The 14835-nt window shown below is 62.3% G+C and carries 14 protein-coding genes; 10 read left to right on the top strand and 4 right to left on the bottom strand.

Going from position 1 to position 14835, the window contains the following annotated elements; genetic code table 11:
- Positions 1–10: 10 nt before the first annotated feature.
- Complete coding sequence (locus tag ACFHWW_RS21805; protein ID WP_018099151.1) at positions 11–457, bottom strand: YqaA family protein; 447 nt, start codon at positions 455–457, stop codon at positions 11–13.
- Positions 458–729: 272 nt separating this feature from the next.
- Here ACFHWW_RS21805 and ACFHWW_RS21800 point away from each other — a divergent pair, with 272 nt between their 5' ends.
- The 10 genes from ACFHWW_RS21800 to ACFHWW_RS21755 all read left to right on the top strand — a co-directional run bounded on the left by ACFHWW_RS21800 (position 730) and on the right by ACFHWW_RS21755 (position 11764).
- Positions 730–1821, top strand: a complete 1092-nt coding sequence (locus ACFHWW_RS21800) for a glycosyltransferase family 4 protein (RefSeq protein ID WP_018099150.1) — start codon at positions 730–732, stop codon at positions 1819–1821.
- A 366-nt stretch (positions 1822–2187) separates the two neighbouring features.
- Positions 2188–2400 (top strand): hypothetical protein, encoded by a 213-nt coding sequence (locus ACFHWW_RS21795; protein WP_018099148.1) that lies wholly within the window; start codon positions 2188–2190, stop codon positions 2398–2400.
- A gap of 39 nt (positions 2401–2439) precedes the next feature.
- Positions 2440–3297 (top strand): N-formylglutamate amidohydrolase, encoded by an 858-nt coding sequence (locus tag ACFHWW_RS21790; RefSeq protein ID WP_324763735.1) that lies wholly within the window; start codon positions 2440–2442, stop codon positions 3295–3297.
- Positions 3294–5183 carry a flavohemoglobin expression-modulating QEGLA motif protein gene (locus tag ACFHWW_RS21785; protein ID WP_379940763.1) on the top strand — a complete coding sequence of 630 codons (1890 nt, stop codon included), beginning with the start codon at positions 3294–3296 and terminating at the stop codon, positions 5181–5183. The genes ACFHWW_RS21790 and ACFHWW_RS21785 overlap by 4 nt, the downstream gene beginning before the upstream one ends.
- An 11-nt stretch (positions 5184–5194) precedes the next feature.
- Positions 5195–6241, top strand: coding sequence for a glutathione synthase (locus ACFHWW_RS21780; RefSeq protein WP_275599086.1), 1047 nt, complete (start codon positions 5195–5197; stop codon positions 6239–6241).
- A gap of 160 nt (positions 6242–6401) precedes the next feature.
- Positions 6402–7364, top strand: a complete 963-nt coding sequence (gene ytfQ, locus ACFHWW_RS21775) for a galactofuranose ABC transporter, galactofuranose-binding protein YtfQ (RefSeq protein ID WP_004434596.1) — start codon at positions 6402–6404, stop codon at positions 7362–7364.
- A gap of 142 nt (positions 7365–7506) precedes the next feature.
- A complete protein-coding gene (ytfR, locus tag ACFHWW_RS21770) occupies positions 7507–9024 on the top strand; it encodes a galactofuranose ABC transporter, ATP-binding protein YtfR (RefSeq protein WP_018099143.1) in 1518 nt (505 codons plus the stop codon).
- 8 nt (positions 9025–9032) lie between these two features.
- Positions 9033–10046, top strand: a complete 1014-nt coding sequence (locus tag ACFHWW_RS21765; RefSeq protein WP_033047861.1) for an ABC transporter permease — start codon at positions 9033–9035, stop codon at positions 10044–10046.
- Entirely contained in the window at positions 10043–11011 is a 969-nt protein-coding gene (gene yjfF, locus ACFHWW_RS21760) for a galactofuranose ABC transporter, permease protein YjfF (RefSeq protein WP_018099141.1), read from the top strand. Before ACFHWW_RS21765 ends, yjfF begins: the two co-directional genes overlap by 4 nt.
- A gap of 18 nt (positions 11012–11029) precedes the next feature.
- Positions 11030–11764 (top strand): FadR/GntR family transcriptional regulator, encoded by a 735-nt coding sequence (locus ACFHWW_RS21755; RefSeq protein ID WP_018099140.1) that lies wholly within the window; start codon positions 11030–11032, stop codon positions 11762–11764.
- A 131-nt stretch (positions 11765–11895) separates the two neighbouring features.
- Here the strand turns inward: ACFHWW_RS21755 and ACFHWW_RS21750 are convergent, their stop codons facing one another.
- Genes ACFHWW_RS21750 through ACFHWW_RS21740 form a run of 3 tightly spaced genes read right to left on the bottom strand, consistent with a single transcriptional unit; the run spans position 11896 to position 14770 of the window.
- Positions 11896–13047 (bottom strand): ABC transporter ATP-binding protein, encoded by a 1152-nt coding sequence (locus tag ACFHWW_RS21750; RefSeq protein ID WP_379940760.1) that lies wholly within the window; start codon positions 13045–13047, stop codon positions 11896–11898.
- On the bottom strand, positions 13044–13871 hold the full coding sequence (locus ACFHWW_RS21745) for a carbohydrate ABC transporter permease (protein WP_004434577.1): 828 nt from the start codon (positions 13869–13871) through the stop codon (positions 13044–13046). Before ACFHWW_RS21745 ends, ACFHWW_RS21750 begins: the two co-directional genes overlap by 4 nt.
- Complete coding sequence (locus ACFHWW_RS21740; RefSeq protein ID WP_324763739.1) at positions 13868–14770, bottom strand: sugar ABC transporter permease; 903 nt, start codon at positions 14768–14770, stop codon at positions 13868–13870. The genes ACFHWW_RS21745 and ACFHWW_RS21740 overlap by 4 nt, the downstream gene beginning before the upstream one ends.
- Positions 14771–14835 lie beyond the last annotated feature (65 nt).

Here is a 14835-nt window from a genome sequence, read left to right as displayed (position 1 = left end):
TGCGAGCGCCTCAGAAACCGAGAACGGCTTTGGCGCCGAGAGTGGCCGCGGCAAGGAAGACGTATCGGCCCGTCTTGGCGATGGCGACGAGGATCAGGAAGGACCAGAGCGGCTCGCGCAAGACGCCGGCGATCACGGTGAAGGCGTCGCCGAAAACGGGCATCCAGGAGAGAAGCAGGGTCCAGCGGCCGTAACGCCGGTACCATCCGCCTGCCCTTTCAAGCGACGCCTCCTTCACCGGGAACCATGGTCTGTCGTGAAAACGATCGATGAACCTCCCGAGGAACCAATTGCATACGGCTCCGAGGATATTGCCGAGGCTAGCCACGACGATAAGTGCCACGAGCGAAAACTTGCCTGAAGCGAGCAGCCCCACCAGCAACGGCTCGGACTGGAACGGCAGGACGGTGGCTGCCCCGAAGGCGACGAGGAAGAGGCCGGCGTAAGCTGCGGTCATGGGTTCTCAGGTCTCTTCACTGGTCGACATCATCATAAAACCCCTGGTTATTATCGTCACGCCATCGCTACCAGAAGTGGCGCGCACAGCTTCCCTGCGGCTGTAAGGCGGACGGCCATGCAGCCGCAGGTGCGTGCGCGCGGTCCAACTCTGCAAACACAGCCGGCACTCCGGAACAAGAGCGGCTCTCCGACAATTGTGCAGGGGTGAGAACATCCTTTTTATCGCCGAGGTACGTCCTGCCGACGCCCCTCGATATCAGGAGTTGAGCGATGAAAATTGCGCAGATCGCACCCCTTGCAGAACGCGTCCCGCCGAAGCTTTACGGAGGCACGGAGCGAATCGTCCATTGCCTGACCGAAGAACTCGTAAGGCTGGGCCATGACGTGACCCTTTTTGCCAGCGGCGATTCGCTTACAAGTGCCGAGCTGGTGCCCTGTTGCGATGTCGCGCTCAGGCTCAATGCGAAAGTTCAAGATTTCCTTCCCCATCACATCGCAATGCTGGAAGAGGTCCGCCGCCGCGCGCCTCAGTTCGACGTTCTGCATTTCCATATCGAATTCCTGCATTTCCCCCTGATCAGAGATTTCGCCGACAGGACGGTGACGACACTTCATACACGCCTCGATCTGCCCGATCTGCAACCCTTCTATCTCGCCTTCCCCGATATCCCCCTGGTTTCGATCTCGCAGCACCAGCGAGCGCCGATGCCGCCGGTCAACTGGAGGGGCACTGTGCTGCATGGACTGGACCCGACGGTGTTGGCGCTGCGGGAAAGACGATCTGACGCGTATCTGGCATTCCTCGGGCGCATTGCACCGGAGAAGGGTCCCGACCGCGCGATCGAAATCGCCGCACGGACCGGCATGCCTCTGAAGATCGCTGCGAAGATCGACGCCCAGGATCGCGCCTATTGGGAAGCAGTCGTCGAACCTCTCGTCGCAAGCCATTCCAACGTCGAATACATCGGCGAGATAGACGAAAACCAGAAGGCGGACTTCCTCGGCAATGCGGCAGCACTCCTTTTTCCGATAAACTGGCCGGAACCGTTCGGCCTCGTGATGATCGAGGCGATGGCCTGCGGCACTCCGGTGCTTGCCTTCCGCTATGGCTCGGCGCCGGAGGTGATCGACGACGGTGTGTCGGGGATCCTGGTCGACACGGTCGACGAAGCGATCGAAAGCCTCGAACGGGTGCTGGAACTCGACAGGCGTAAGGTTCGCGAAAGCTTCGAGAGACGGTTCACTACCGAACGGATGACACGCGATTATCTCGACATTTACCAGAACCTTCCGGGTGTCCTGAGGCAGACCGCCCCCACCCCGCAAGGCGAGCCCAAGAAAGTCGGCCTCGAGGCGGCATGAGGAACGCATCGGACGACAGATAAGATTTTTCTGCGGCGCCTTTGACGAAAGACGCCTGACGCGAAGGATGCCATCGCGTCAGGCGTTATCCGTTCATGAAGGGCTCGCTCCTGTTGCTCCGAAACGGGTTCCTCGTGGCGCTCGGCTTTGCTGCAAGTTTCGCCGTCGCCTATCTGGCCTACCGGCTTCTGACGTCATGAGACTGATGGCTTAGTCGTTGGCGTCAAACCGGATTTTGCCTCCGGACCGGTAGAATCGGGAGCAGGATCAAAGTCGCAATGGACCGGGAACGTCCAGAAGCCCGGAGCGTTTTCGCATATGTGGCAGCCGGCTGGCGTCGCGAAACTCAAGACCTGGAGTAGAGCCATGGAACTGACGAACGCGCGTAAACTTGCGACCGAGTACCTGCGTCTCGGCGGCCATCGCCGGGTGGTCATCGACGATAACCAGACATCGGTCAGGAATTGGGAGAACGAGCCCAAGGAGGCGGAAGACTTCTGGAGGACGAACATCGAGACGCTGTCGCCGCAGATGCAGCGCGAAGTGGAACTCCTCCTTCCGACGATCAATCGTGCCTGAGGCGCCTGGAACCGAAATCGCGATCCGGAATTTTAATCCGTGAACGCGCCCGCGGAAGCGACGGACATGAATCTTGCCTCTGAACAGTTGCTGGATCTGACGCCATCCGCCACATCCGCCTGGTGGACCCAGCACCGTGGCGATACGCCCGTCGTCGCGACCGCCATTCACGACGGCCATGCCACGCGTGCCGCGGTGCGGCGCATGTTCGCGATTTCCGAAGAAGAACGTCTGCGGGAGGAGGATCCCTTCACCGAATTCCTGATCCGCGACTTCGCCAATCGGATCATCGTCCATCGTTCGCGGTTCGAGGTGGACATCAATCGTCCCCGCGGCGGCGCAGTCTACCTGCGGCCGGAACAGGCCTGGGGCCTGGACGTGTGGGCGGAAGAACCGCCGCAGGCCCTCGTCGATGCATCCCTTTCCATGCACGACGAGTATTATGCGATGCTGACATCGTTCCTGGCCGGTATCGAACGTTGCCACGGACGCTTTGTCGTCATCGACGTTCACAGCTACAATCATCGCCGTGCCGGACCGGAAGCGGAGCCGACGCTTTCGACCGATGCGCCGGACATCAATATCGGCACAATCTCGATGGACCGCCGAAAATGGGCGCACGTGGTCGACAGCTTCATGGCGGCGCTTCGCTCCTTCGATTTTCCCGGCCGACCACTGGACGTGCGCGAAAACATCGCCTTTCAGGGGCGGGGCGAACAGACGCGCTTCATCCATGAGCACTTCCCCGACACGGGCTGTGCCATCGCGGTCGAATTCAAGAAGGTCTTCATGGAGGAATGGACGGGCGAGCCGCGCCCCGAAGTGCTCGCAGCGCTCAGAAGATTGCTCGCCTCGACGCTGCCGGCACTCAACGACGCTTTGGAGCAGGGTCGATGAAGCTTGCGCGCATACCCATCGAGGCGGGGGTCGATCCTCCCGATTGGCTGGCGGAGGCGCTGGCCGCAATCGAGGCAGGCAGGGCCGTGCGCAAGGAGTTCGAAGGCGGCGGACGCCTCCACATCGACCGCGCCCTGCCCTTTCTCTGCGTGCACTTGGCCGGCAGCGACGAGGCACCCGTTGCGCGCGAAGTGGTCCGCGCGAACGCCTCCCACCTGCTCGCGCCGGATGCTGCCACGGCGAAACCTATCGTTGCCGCAATCGGAAAACTGCTCGAGCGTCGCTTCGGCGCCTTCATGGTGCTCGAAATGGACGAACTCGCGCAGGATGAGCTCCTGACCGACCATGCGCCTTTGCTGCCGCCCTTCAAGGTCGAAGTGATGGCGGGCGCCGAGGGAGATATCCGAGCCGCAGCAATGGCCTTCGTCGAAGCCGTCGAAGCGATCCCCGCGAAGTTCCGAACGCCGCGGGTCGAGCTCCGTGAGCAGCCGCAGGATTCCGCACTGGAGGGAGAGACGCTCGAGCTGCCATTCCCCTCGATGCGGGTTCGTTTCGCTCCGGTCTACCGGCAGCGCAATTCCGGCCGCATCTTCCCGGAAGTGCGCGAGCGGCTGATCGCGAGCATCTTCGATGCCGCCCTGCACGCGTTCGCCGCCTTCGCCCGGTCGACGCGCAGCCTCGAATTCCCGACCCATCGCGCCCTCGGCAGAAAGGCATTCATCGATGCCGTGGAGCGCACCGACCGCAGCGTCGACGAAGTCGCCTCGAGCTTCGATTTTCTTCTCGCCGTCACGCCGATAAACGCGGAAGCCGCCTGGAGCGAATTCGCGGCGAGCGATTTCGCGCGCGCGCCGCGTTTCCTCTACCGGCCTTTGATCATCGAGATCGAAGCCGCAAAGAAGACGCTGTTCTCGATCCCCTTCGATCACCTCGAAGACCCGGTGCTCTATCAACTCTACCGTGAAAAGCAGCAGGAAGTCGATCTGCAGCTGACGATGCTCTCCGCCCGTGAAACGAAGAAGTTCATCGAGTTCGGCCGTGCACTGTACGGTCCGGTCGAGCCGGACCTCCTGCGCGCGGCCGAAGAGATCCTCGCCCGCACCCGGAAAATCGCCGCGCACCCGCAAGCACCCGCCGAACGCGGTGCCGACAGCCGTTTCGTCGAAATGCGGGCGGGCGAGATGATCGCCGCATATGCCCGGCAGTATGCGGGCTTCGAAGCGCTCGTGGAGGTGCGGGACGATCTTCCCGCCGGGTTGCTGGTTTCGGGAAGGCGGCTTTTGATCGCGCGCAGCACGGTCATGGAGCCCGGTCGTGTCGATCCGATCCTCAGCCACGAAATCGGCGTTCACCTCCTGACCTATTTCAATGGATCGGCGCAGGGGCTTCGCCTGTTTCGCTCCGGTCTTGCCGGGTATGAAGGAATGCAGGAGGGCCTTGCGGTCTTCGCGGAATATCTTTCGGGGGGAATGACCGGCGAGCGGCTGCGTCTTCTCGCCGCCCGTGTGCTCGCCTGCGCCGCGATGATCGATGGCGCGTCCTTGCCGGAGGTGTACCGCCTGCTCGTCAAGGAACACGGATTCCAGAGGGCGGACGCCTTCAACGTCGTTCTGCGGGTATATCGCGGCGGTGGCCTCGTCAAGGACGCGATCTACCTGCGGGGCCTTCTGGAACTCCTCGATCATCTCGCAGCCGGGGGCGCGCTTGAGCCCTTCTGGATGGGCAAGATCGCCGCCTCCCATTTTGCCGTCATGCAGGAACTTCATGCCCGTGGTCTGCTCGGCGGTCCTTCGGTTCGACCCATGTTTCTGGATGGTCCGGAAGCGCCGTCGCGGCTTGCCAGAGCGCGCGAGCGGATGGCTCCACTCGATATGCTGCGGCAATAGGAGCGGCTCACATGCGCATCGCTTTTTTCGTCAACTCCATCGAAGGCGAAGCCCCCTATTACACGACGACATGGCTGGCGCTCGCGGCGCTCGCACGCGGTCACGAGGTCTGCTACGTCACGCCGGGCGATTTCGTGCTGCGCCCCGACGACAGCCTCCTGATCCGCGCAACGACGCTGAAAGGCACGAAGCCGAAGAAGCCGGAGACGCTGCTCACAGCGCTCAAGGGAGAGCAGGCGCAGATCACCACGCTCGATTTGCGTGAGGTTCAGGTGCTTTTCCTGCGGAACGACCCTTCCGAAGACGCGGACACGCGGCCCTGGGCAGTCTATGTCGGCACGAATTTCGGGCGGCTCGCCGCCGCGCGCGGCATTCTGGTCGTAAACGACCCGGACGGGTTGTCGCTCGCGCAGAACAAGCTCTATTTTCAGGAATTCCCCGAGATCATCCGGCCAACCAGCCTGATCTCGAGAAGCATCGAGGAAATCCGCAGCTTCATCGAGGATCACCCGGGCGGGGCTATCCTGAAACCCTTGCAAGGCTCCGGCGGCAAGAACGTCTTCAAGATCAACTCCAAGGACGAAGCCAATCTCAACCAGATCTTCGAGGTCGCCAGCGGCGGCGGCTACCTGATCGCGCAGAACTACATTCCCGACGCGGTCGCCGGCGACATTCGTCTGTTCCTGTTGAATGGCAGGCCGCTCGAGCGCGACGGCGTCTACGCCGCCTTCCGGCGCGTTCCTGCCGAGGGCGACGTCCGCTCGAACATGCATGTGAGCGGCAAGCCGGAAGCCGCGACCGTTACGCCTCAGATCCTCGAGATCGCGGAACGGCTTCGCCCCAAGCTCATCGAAGACGGCATGTTCCTGGTCGGGCTCGATATAGTCGGTGACAAGGTGCTGGAAGCCAATGTCTTCACGCCGGGCGGTCTTCCCGAGATTGCAGCGCTCTGCGGTGTGGACTTCAGCGAAGAGATCATCATCGCGCTGGAAAACAAACTGCGAATCCACGAACTCTACCGCGGGACCATTCCGAACCGCACGTTAGCGGTCCTTTGACCGCGCGCCGGCATGCTCTTCCGGTCTCGCGCACTGCACGATCTGTGGGCGAATCCACCGACGCGTCCCGTCGTCAGCAAAAGTGAGTTTACAAAAGTAATATAGTATGATTTTTTCTCGATCAGCTGCATGGAAGAGCAGCTTTCTTTGGGAGGAAATCATGAAAATCGTGAAGGCACTTGCGAGTGCAACGATCCTTGCTGCCTGCACTTTCGGCAGCGCTTCGGCCGCCGAACTGGTCGTCGGCTTTTCTCAGATCGGATCGGAATCCGGCTGGCGTGCAGCCGAAACGACGCTGACGAAGCAGCAGGCGGAAGAGCGCGGCATCGACCTCAAATTCGCCGACGCGCAGCAGAAGCAGGAAAACCAGATCAAGGCGATCCGTTCTTTCATCGCGCAAGGGGTGAATGCCATCCTTCTCGCTCCGGTCGTCGCCACCGGCTGGGATGAAGTCCTGGCGGAGGCCAAGGACGCGGAGATCCCGGTCATCCTGCTCGATCGGACCGTCGACGCCTCCGACGATCTCTACCTGACGGCGGTCACCTCCGATCTCGTCCACGAAGGCAGCGTGGCCGGCAAATGGCTTGTCGATACCGTCGCGGGCAAGCCGTGCAACGTCGTCGAACTTCAGGGCACCACCGGCTCCTCGCCGGCGATCGACCGCAAGAAGGGATTCGAGCAGGCGCTTTCCGGCAACGACAACCTGAAGATTGTCCGCAGCCAGACCGGCGACTTCACCCGGACCAAGGGCAAGGAAGTGATGGAAAGCTTCCTGAAGGCCGAGGACGGTGGCAAGAACATCTGTGCGCTCTACGCCCATAACGACGACATGGCGGTGGGCGCGATTCAGGCGATCAAGGAAGCCGGTCTGAAGCCCGGCAAGGACATCCTCGTCGTCTCGATCGACGCTGTTCCGGATATCTTCCAGGCGATGGCTGCCGGCGAAGCCAATGCGACGGTCGAGCTCACGCCGAACATGGCAGGCCCCGCCTTCGACGCGCTTGCCGCCTTCCTCAAGGACGGCAAAGAGCCTCCGAAATGGATCCAGACGGAATCGAAGCTCTACACGCAGGCCGATGATCCGATGAAGGTCTACGAAGAAAAGAAGGGCCTCGGCTACTGATCCCGCCAGTGCTCGGCCCGAAAAATCGGCACCGATTATCGGGCCGAGCGCACTGAGCTAGAACCCGCGGCAGCCGCCGCGGGCCATTCCCATCGAACGGACGCCCGCTCGTTCGTCAGGCGGCATTCCAGAGACGGCAGCCATGCAGACCAGCAGCGACAATATCCTTTCGGCCACAAGGATCGAAAAGGGCTTTCCCGGCACGAAGGCGCTGGACAAGGTGGATTTTCATCTGCGGCGCGGCGAGGTTCACGCGCTCCTCGGGGAGAACGGCGCCGGCAAGTCGACGCTCATCAAATGCCTGACCGGCGCCTATCGCCGGGATGGCGGCAGCATGCTGCTCGACGGAACCGAGGCCGACCCGCGCGACACGTTCGATGCCCAGAGGCTGGGCATCGGGACCGTTTACCAGGAGGTCAACCTGCTGGGGAACCTCACTGTTGCCGAGAACCTCTTTCTCGGACGGCAGCCCCGCCGCTTCGGCATGGTGGACACGCGCACCATGAACCGCAAGGCGCGGGAACTGCTCGCGGAATACGAACTGGACATCGACGTCACCCGTGATCTTGCGAGCTATTCCGTAGCGATACAGCAGGTCGTGGCCATCGCCCGGGCCGTGGATCTTTCCGGCAAGGTTCTGATCCTGGACGAGCCGACCGCGAGCCTCGACGCACACGAGGTGGAGATGCTCTTCCGCATCGTACGGCGCCTCAAGGGACGCGGGCTCGGCATCATCTTCATCACCCACTTCCTCGAGCAGGTCTACGCCATCTCCGATCGCATCACCGTTCTGCGGAACGGGCAGTTGGTCGGCACGCGCAATGCGGCCGATCTCGATCGGCGCGAGCTGATCGCAATGATGATCGGTCGGGAACTGGCGACGGAGATCCATTCCGCCCATTCCGACGCGGTCGCGGGTGAGCCACGCTACCGCTTTCGAAACTTTGGCCGCCGCGGAAAGATCGACCCCTTCGATCTCGATGTCCGCGCCGGCGAAGTCGTCGGCATGGCGGGCCTGCTCGGCTCGGGGCGGACGGAAACCGCAGAAATCCTCTTCGGCGCCCACCGTGCCGATAGCGGTACCGCCGAGATCGAAGGCCGGACGGTCGATCTTTCCTCGCCGCGTGCCGCAATCCGGCAGAAGTTCGGCTTCTGCCCGGAGGACCGCAAGACCGCGGGCATCGTCGGCGATCTGTCCGTGCGCGAGAACATCGTGCTCGCCCTTCAGGCAAGGCGCGGCTGGACCCGCCCGATCCCGCGCGCGGAGCAGAATCGTCTCGCGGACCACTACATCCGGGCACTCGATATCCGCACCGCGGATCGCGAGAAACCGATCAGGCTGCTTTCCGGCGGCAATCAGCAAAAGGCCATTCTGGCGCGCTGGCTCGCGACCGAACCGGAACTGCTCATCCTCGACGAGCCGACGCGTGGCATCGACGTCGGGGCGCATGCGGAAATCATCAGGCTCATCGAAAGCCTGCGCGAGAAGGGCATGTCGCTCATCGTCATCTCCTCGGAAATAGAAGAACTCGTCGCCTACAGCACGCGGGTGGTCGTCCTTCGCGACCACGCCCACGTCGCCGAACTCGATGGCGCTCAATTGACCGCACATCGGATCGTCGAAGCGATCGCCGCGACCAACGGGAGGGAAGCGTCTTGATTCCGATCATGCGGACCTATGCCGGCCGCCTGCTGCCGCAGCTCATCGCATTGACGGCAATTGTCATAGCGATTTCAATTGTCTTTCCCGGTTTTCTAAACCTGCAGATCCAAAATGGCCGGCTGTATGGAAGCATGATCGACATCCTCAACCGCGGCGCGCCCGTCGTTCTTCTGGCGATCGGAATGACCGTGGTCATCGCCACCAAGGGGATCGATCTTTCCGTCGGCGCTGTGATGGCGATCTGCGGCGCGGTTGCCGCCTCGCTGATCACGTCCGGGCATTCGCTTGCAGAGACCCTGCTCGCGACGCTCGCGGTAGGCATCATCTGCGGCATCTGGAACGGGGTTCTGGTCGCCTTCCTCGACATCCAACCGATCATCGCGACACTCGTGTTGATGGTGGCTGGGCGCGGTATAGCCCAACTCATCACCGAGGGGACTATTCTCACTTTCAACCACCCCGGCCTGATCTTCATCGGTAGCGGTTCCTTTGCGGGTCTGCCCATGCCGATCGTCATCTGGCTGGTTTTCGGCCTGCTCGTTGCGCTCCTCGTTCGACGGACGGCACTCGGCATGCTTGTCGAGGCGATCGGCATCAACCGCCAGGCAAGCACGCTCTCGGGCGTGCTCACGCCCGTCCTCCTGGTGGCCGCTTACGTGCTCTCGGGCCTTTGCGCCGCGATCGCCGGCATCATCGCCGCCGCCGACATCCGCGGTGCCGATGCCAACAATGCCGGGCTCTGGCTGGAACTCGACGCCATCCTTGCGGTGGTCGTCGGCGGCACGTCGCTGCTCGGCGGCCGCTTCAGCATTGCGGCGTCTGTGCTGGGCGCCGTCATCATCCAGGCGATCAATACCGGCATTCTCCTGTCCGGCTTCCCGCCCGAGTTCAACCTCATCATCAAGGCAGCGATCATCATCTTCATCCTGGTGCTCCAGTCACCGCGCTTCCGCACGGGGGTCTCGTTTCTGAGTATCCCGAAGGCAGCCGGCAAGCCGACCGAGCGAGAAGCGAAATGAAGCAGAAATATCTTCCACTTACGGCAACGATCTTGATCTTTGTCTTAAGTTACGCGCTCTGCGTCGCGCAGTATCCGAACATGCTTTCGACCCGCGTGATCGGAAACCTTCTGACCGATAATGCCTTCCTCGGCATCGCCGCCGTCGGCATGACCTTCGTCATCCTTTCGGGCGGCATCGATCTGTCGATCGGCGCTGTGATCGCATTTGCCGGTGTCTTTCTGGCCGTCGTACTGGAGCAAGGCGGCATGCATCCGCTCGTCGCCTTCGCGTTGCTGCTGGCCATCACGACGCTGTTCGGAGCGCTGATGGGCGCGATCATCCATTATCTCGAAATGCCGGCATTCATCGTTACGCTCGCCGGCATGTTTCTCGCCCGCGGCATGGCTTTCGTACTGTCGATCGACTCCATTCCGATCAAGCATCCCTTCTACACGACCTTGAAGAGCCTCTATTTCAAGTTGCCCGGCGGCGGGCGCATCACCCTCATAGGCGGCCTGATGCTGTTCGTCTTCGCGGTCGGCATTCTCATCGCCCACCGCACCCGCTTCGGCACGAATATCTACGCGCTCGGCGGCGGCACGGCGACGGCGAAGCTCATGGGCGTTCCGGTCGCTGCCACCACGATCCGTATCTACGCGCTGTCCGGGTTGCTGGCCGGCCTGTCGGGGATCGTCTTCTCACTCTATACCTCCGCCGGATACTCGCTGGCGGCCGTCGGTGTCGAGCTGGACGCAATCACCGCCGTCGTTATCGGCGGGACGCTGCTCACCGGCGGATCCGGCTTCGTTGCCGGAACGCTGGTCGGCATCCTCATCCAGGGTCTCATCCAGACATACATCACGTTCGACGGCACGCTTTCGAGCTGGTGGACGAAGATCCTGATCGGACTCCTGCTCTTTGCCTTCATCCTGCTGCAGAAGGGGATCATCCACCTGTCGCGCCCCGAACGGCAGCGGGCGTAGCCGCGGGGTCCGCGCGCCATGCCGGGAATCTTCGGTAGCCAACGGGGCAAACGCACGAGCCACAGGCTCGTCGTCGACGAACTCGGCCAGGCGGTGGTCAGCGGCGAGTTTTCCGTCGGCGACACGCTACCCGGCGACACCGATCTCGCTGCGCGCTTCAACGTATCGCGCACCGTGCTGCGCGAAGCGATGAAGACGCTCGCCGCCAAAGGCCTTGTCGTCGCCCGCGCCCGCATCGGCACCCGGGTGCTGCCCCGGACTCACTGGAACCTCTTCGACAGCGATGTGCTCACCTGGCATTTCGGTGCCGGTGTCGACGAGGATTTCCTGCGTCATGTGAGCGAGGTGCGGCTGGCCCTCGAACCCTATGCGGCGGCACTGGCAGCACGCCGTGCCAGCGACGCGGACATCGCCCGGATGATGCGGCTTGCCGTCGCGATGGGCGATGCCGGCCACAGCCCCCACACGTTGGCGCTCGCCGATCTCGAATTTCACCTCCGCCTCCTGGAGGCTTCGCTCAATCCGTTCATGCGAACGGTCGGCAGCCTGATCGAGGCGGCGCTGATGGGCGTTTTTCAGCTTACCAGCCCGACAGCCGATGAAACGGAGATCGACCGCGTCGCGATCGCGCATATCCGCATCGTCGAGGAAATCCGGCGCCGCGACGAGGAAGGCGCACGCAGCGCGATGGAGCATGTGATCCGCGTCGGTCAGGAGCGGTTGATCATGGATCTGAAGGGGCGGGAGAGTTAGCGACGCGATGGCCCCTCATCCGGCCTGCCGGCCACCTTCTCCCCGCAGGCGGGGCGGGGACTCGCGGACCCTCCGCCTCACTTGCGACCCGCTGAGAGGATTGTGACGCAGCCGCTTGCCCCTTCTCCCCGTCAAGACGGGGCGAAGGTCGCGGCAGCGGGATGAGGGGCGGCGCGAGGCGTAATTTGGGCGTCCAATTGCGCTCTTCTGGGTTCGAGGCGCTTGCCCGTTTCCGCATCGAAGAGATGCAATTGCTTCGGGTCTATCGCCAGACCGATAAGCTCCCCGCCCGATGCAGCGGAGCGTCCGGTCTCCACGACCATGAGTTCCGGCTGGGTCGCCGAAGTTATGTAGGTGGCCGAGCCGGTCGACTCCACGACGCCGACGGGAATGTCGAAGGCACCCTGCCCCGCGCCGACGATGCGGATGTGTTCGGGCCGAATGCCGACGGTGACCGACGCCCCCGGCGATACCGGGTCGATGAGCGAGAGCCTCGCTTTTGTTGCGCCGAGGTCCAGAGCCAGGTGGCCGCCGTCGTCCTGCACGACCGCGGGGATGAAGTTCATCGCCGGCGAGCCGATGAACCCGGCAACGAAGCGGTTGGCCGGCCTGTCGTAAAGATCGAGCGGGCGGCCCTGCTGCTCGATCACGCCGTCGCGCATGACGACGACATGGTCCGCCATGGTCATTGCCTCGATCTGATCGTGCGTCACATAGACTGAGGTCGCCCCCAGCCGGTCATGCAGCGCCCGGATCTCCTTGCGCATATGCACGCGCAGCGCGGCATCGAGATTGGACAAGGGCTCGTCGAAGAGGAATGCCTTGGGATGACGGATGATGGCGCGGCTCATCGCGACCCGCTGGCGTTGCCCGCCCGAAAGTTCGCGAGGATAGCGCTTCATGAGATGGGAAAGGCCGGTGGTCGTCGCCACCTCGGCCGCCGCCTTCAATGCGTCGGCCTTTTTCACGCCGCGTATGCGCAGGCTGTAGGTCAGGTTCTCCTCCACCGTCATATGGGGGTAGAGCGCATAGGACTGGAAGACCATTGCGACGTCGCGCTTGCGCGGCGGAACGTCGTTCATCCGCGCCCCCGCGATCTTCATCTCACCGGCCGAGATCTTCTCGAGCCCGGCCAATGACCGCAGGAGCGTGGACTTGCCGCAGCCGGAAGGTCCGACAAGGGCGACGAACGTCCCCTCCTCTATCGCGAGATCGATGTCCTTGAGTGCGTGGTAGGAACCGTAGAACTTGTTGACGCCGTTGAGCTCGATCTGAAGGGTCATTTGAGGGCTCCTGAAGTGAGGCCGGAAACGATGCGGCGCTGCAAGAGGATGAAAGCGGCAAGGATGGGCGTCACATAGATCGTGGCATAGGCCATGATATTGTTCCATTCATTGGTGTTCGGGCCCATGAAGGTGTTGAGGCCAACGCTTGCGGGCTGCAGCTCGACGGCCTGGATCATCGATTTCGAATAGACGAATTCGCCGAAGGCCTGCATGAAGATCAGGATCGCGCTGACGAGAATGCCGTTGCGGGCGAGCGGCAGCACGATGTTGAAGAAGGCGCCGATGCGCGAATTGCCGTCGACGAGCGCTGCCTCTTCGAGCTCCATCGGCACGCTCATGAAGGTTGCGCGGACGAGAACCACGAAGAAGGGCATGCTTTTGGCAGCGATCGCCAGGATCACGGCAAGACGCGGCGTATCGAGGAGGCCCACTTGCGAGAAGCCGACGAAAATCGGCGTCACCATCAGGGAAGCGGGCAACACCTGCAGCATCAGGATGAGGAACAGGCCGATGTCCACCCAGACGTTGCGATAGCGCGCGAGCACATAGGCACAGCCGACGCCGAGCACGGCGATCAGCGCCACCGAGCCGAAAGCGATGACGAGCGAATTCCAGAGATACCGCGCCATGTTGCGGCTCTCCCAGACGAAGGCGTAGATGCTCCATTGCGGCTCGCTCGGCCAGAATTTCGGCGGGGTGGCAAACATCGCCGAGCCGGTCTTCAGGGCGGTGATGTACATCCAGTAGAGCGGGAAGAGATAGATGGCGGCGAGCACGAGCGCGACAGCCAGCATCAACCGGTTGCGGAAAGTGTCACTCATCCTCTGACCTCATGACGCGTCGAGCGGACATAGACGACGGAGGCGAACATCACGAAGACGATCATGATGACCGAAATCGTCGCGCCCTTGGCGAAATCATACTGACGGAAGGAAAGGTCCCAGGCCCAGTATTGCGTGACGTTGGACGTGTTGTTCGGTCCTCCGGACGTGATGGCGGCGAAGAGATCGAACTGCTGCAAAGTGAAGATGAGCCCCAGCGCGACAATGGCACCGATCGTCGAGCGCATCATCGGCAGAGTGATCGTCCAGAAGCGCTGGAACGCATTGGCACCGTCGAGCTCGGCCGCCTCGTAGAGGTCCTTCGGAATACCTGACAGGCCGACCGATAGCAGGATCATGTTGAATGAGGTGCCGAGCCAGATATTGGCGATGATCACGGCCCAGAGCGAATAGCTCGGGTCCGAACGCCAGAAGATGTTGCCGGAAATCACGCCTGTTTCCCGCAGCAGAAAATTGAGAACGCCGAAATCGCCGGAGAGAATCCAGTTCCAGATGGCGCCGACAACGAGGCCCGGCATGACCCAGGAGACGAGGAAGAGGCCGCGCAGCCACGACGCACCGGGGAAATTGACCCAGAAGAAGAGCGCGAGACCGAAGCCTATGAGGAACTGTCCCGCGATCGAGGCGGTCACGAAGATGGCCGTGTTGAGGAGAATGGGCCAGGTTTCGGGTTGAGCGAAAAGGTCGATATAATTCTTGAAGCCCACGAACGGCCGCGTAAAGCTGCCGAGGCTGAACATGTCGACTTCCTGGAAGCTCATCACGACATTGTAGACAAGCGGCAGCCCGGAGAGGATGAACAGGAATGCGAGCGGCAAGCTCACAAGACCGATATCGAAGCCCCTGCCATCCGTTATGCTCGATAGAATTCTTTTCATTGGCGATCACCTGTCCCTTGGGCCGAGTCTCGCGCGGCCTGTGCAGCGGCGACCCCGGCCGAAGC

This window comes from Sinorhizobium sp. P24N7, assembly GCF_042436655.1.
Classification (GTDB): domain Bacteria; phylum Pseudomonadota; class Alphaproteobacteria; order Rhizobiales; family Rhizobiaceae; genus Sinorhizobium; species Sinorhizobium meliloti_A.
The sequence above is the reverse complement of the archived record's forward strand: the minus strand, read 5'-3'. Positions and strand labels throughout refer to the sequence as shown.

Bases quoted from the DNA above. Each gene is read 5' to 3' on its own strand.
- ACFHWW_RS21805 (WP_018099151.1), bottom strand. From the start codon at position 457: ATGACCGCAGCTTACGCCGGCCTCTTCCTCGTCGCCTTCGGGGCAGCC.
- ACFHWW_RS21745 (WP_004434577.1), bottom strand. From the start codon at position 13,871: ATGAGTGACACTTTCCGCAACCGGTTGATGCTGGCTGTCGCGCTCGTG.
- ytfQ (WP_004434596.1), top strand. From the start codon at position 6,402: ATGAAAATCGTGAAGGCACTTGCGAGTGCAACGATCCTTGCTGCCTGC.
- ACFHWW_RS21795 (WP_018099148.1), top strand. From the start codon at position 2,188: ATGGAACTGACGAACGCGCGTAAACTTGCGACCGAGTACCTGCGTCTC.
- ACFHWW_RS21740 (WP_324763739.1), bottom strand. From the start codon at position 14,770: ATGAAAAGAATTCTATCGAGCATAACGGATGGCAGGGGCTTCGATATC.
- ACFHWW_RS21780 (WP_275599086.1), top strand. From the start codon at position 5,195: ATGCGCATCGCTTTTTTCGTCAACTCCATCGAAGGCGAAGCCCCCTAT.
- ytfR (WP_018099143.1), top strand. From the start codon at position 7,507: ATGCAGACCAGCAGCGACAATATCCTTTCGGCCACAAGGATCGAAAAG.
- ACFHWW_RS21750 (WP_379940760.1), bottom strand. From the start codon at position 13,047: ATGACCCTTCAGATCGAGCTCAACGGCGTCAACAAGTTCTACGGTTCC.
- yjfF (WP_018099141.1), top strand. From the start codon at position 10,043: ATGAAGCAGAAATATCTTCCACTTACGGCAACGATCTTGATCTTTGTC.
- ACFHWW_RS21765 (WP_033047861.1), top strand. From the start codon at position 9,033: ATGCGGACCTATGCCGGCCGCCTGCTGCCGCAGCTCATCGCATTGACG.
- ACFHWW_RS21785 (WP_379940763.1), top strand. From the start codon at position 3,294: ATGAAGCTTGCGCGCATACCCATCGAGGCGGGGGTCGATCCTCCCGAT.
- ACFHWW_RS21755 (WP_018099140.1), top strand. From the start codon at position 11,030: ATGCCGGGAATCTTCGGTAGCCAACGGGGCAAACGCACGAGCCACAGG.
- ACFHWW_RS21800 (WP_018099150.1), top strand. From the start codon at position 730: ATGAAAATTGCGCAGATCGCACCCCTTGCAGAACGCGTCCCGCCGAAG.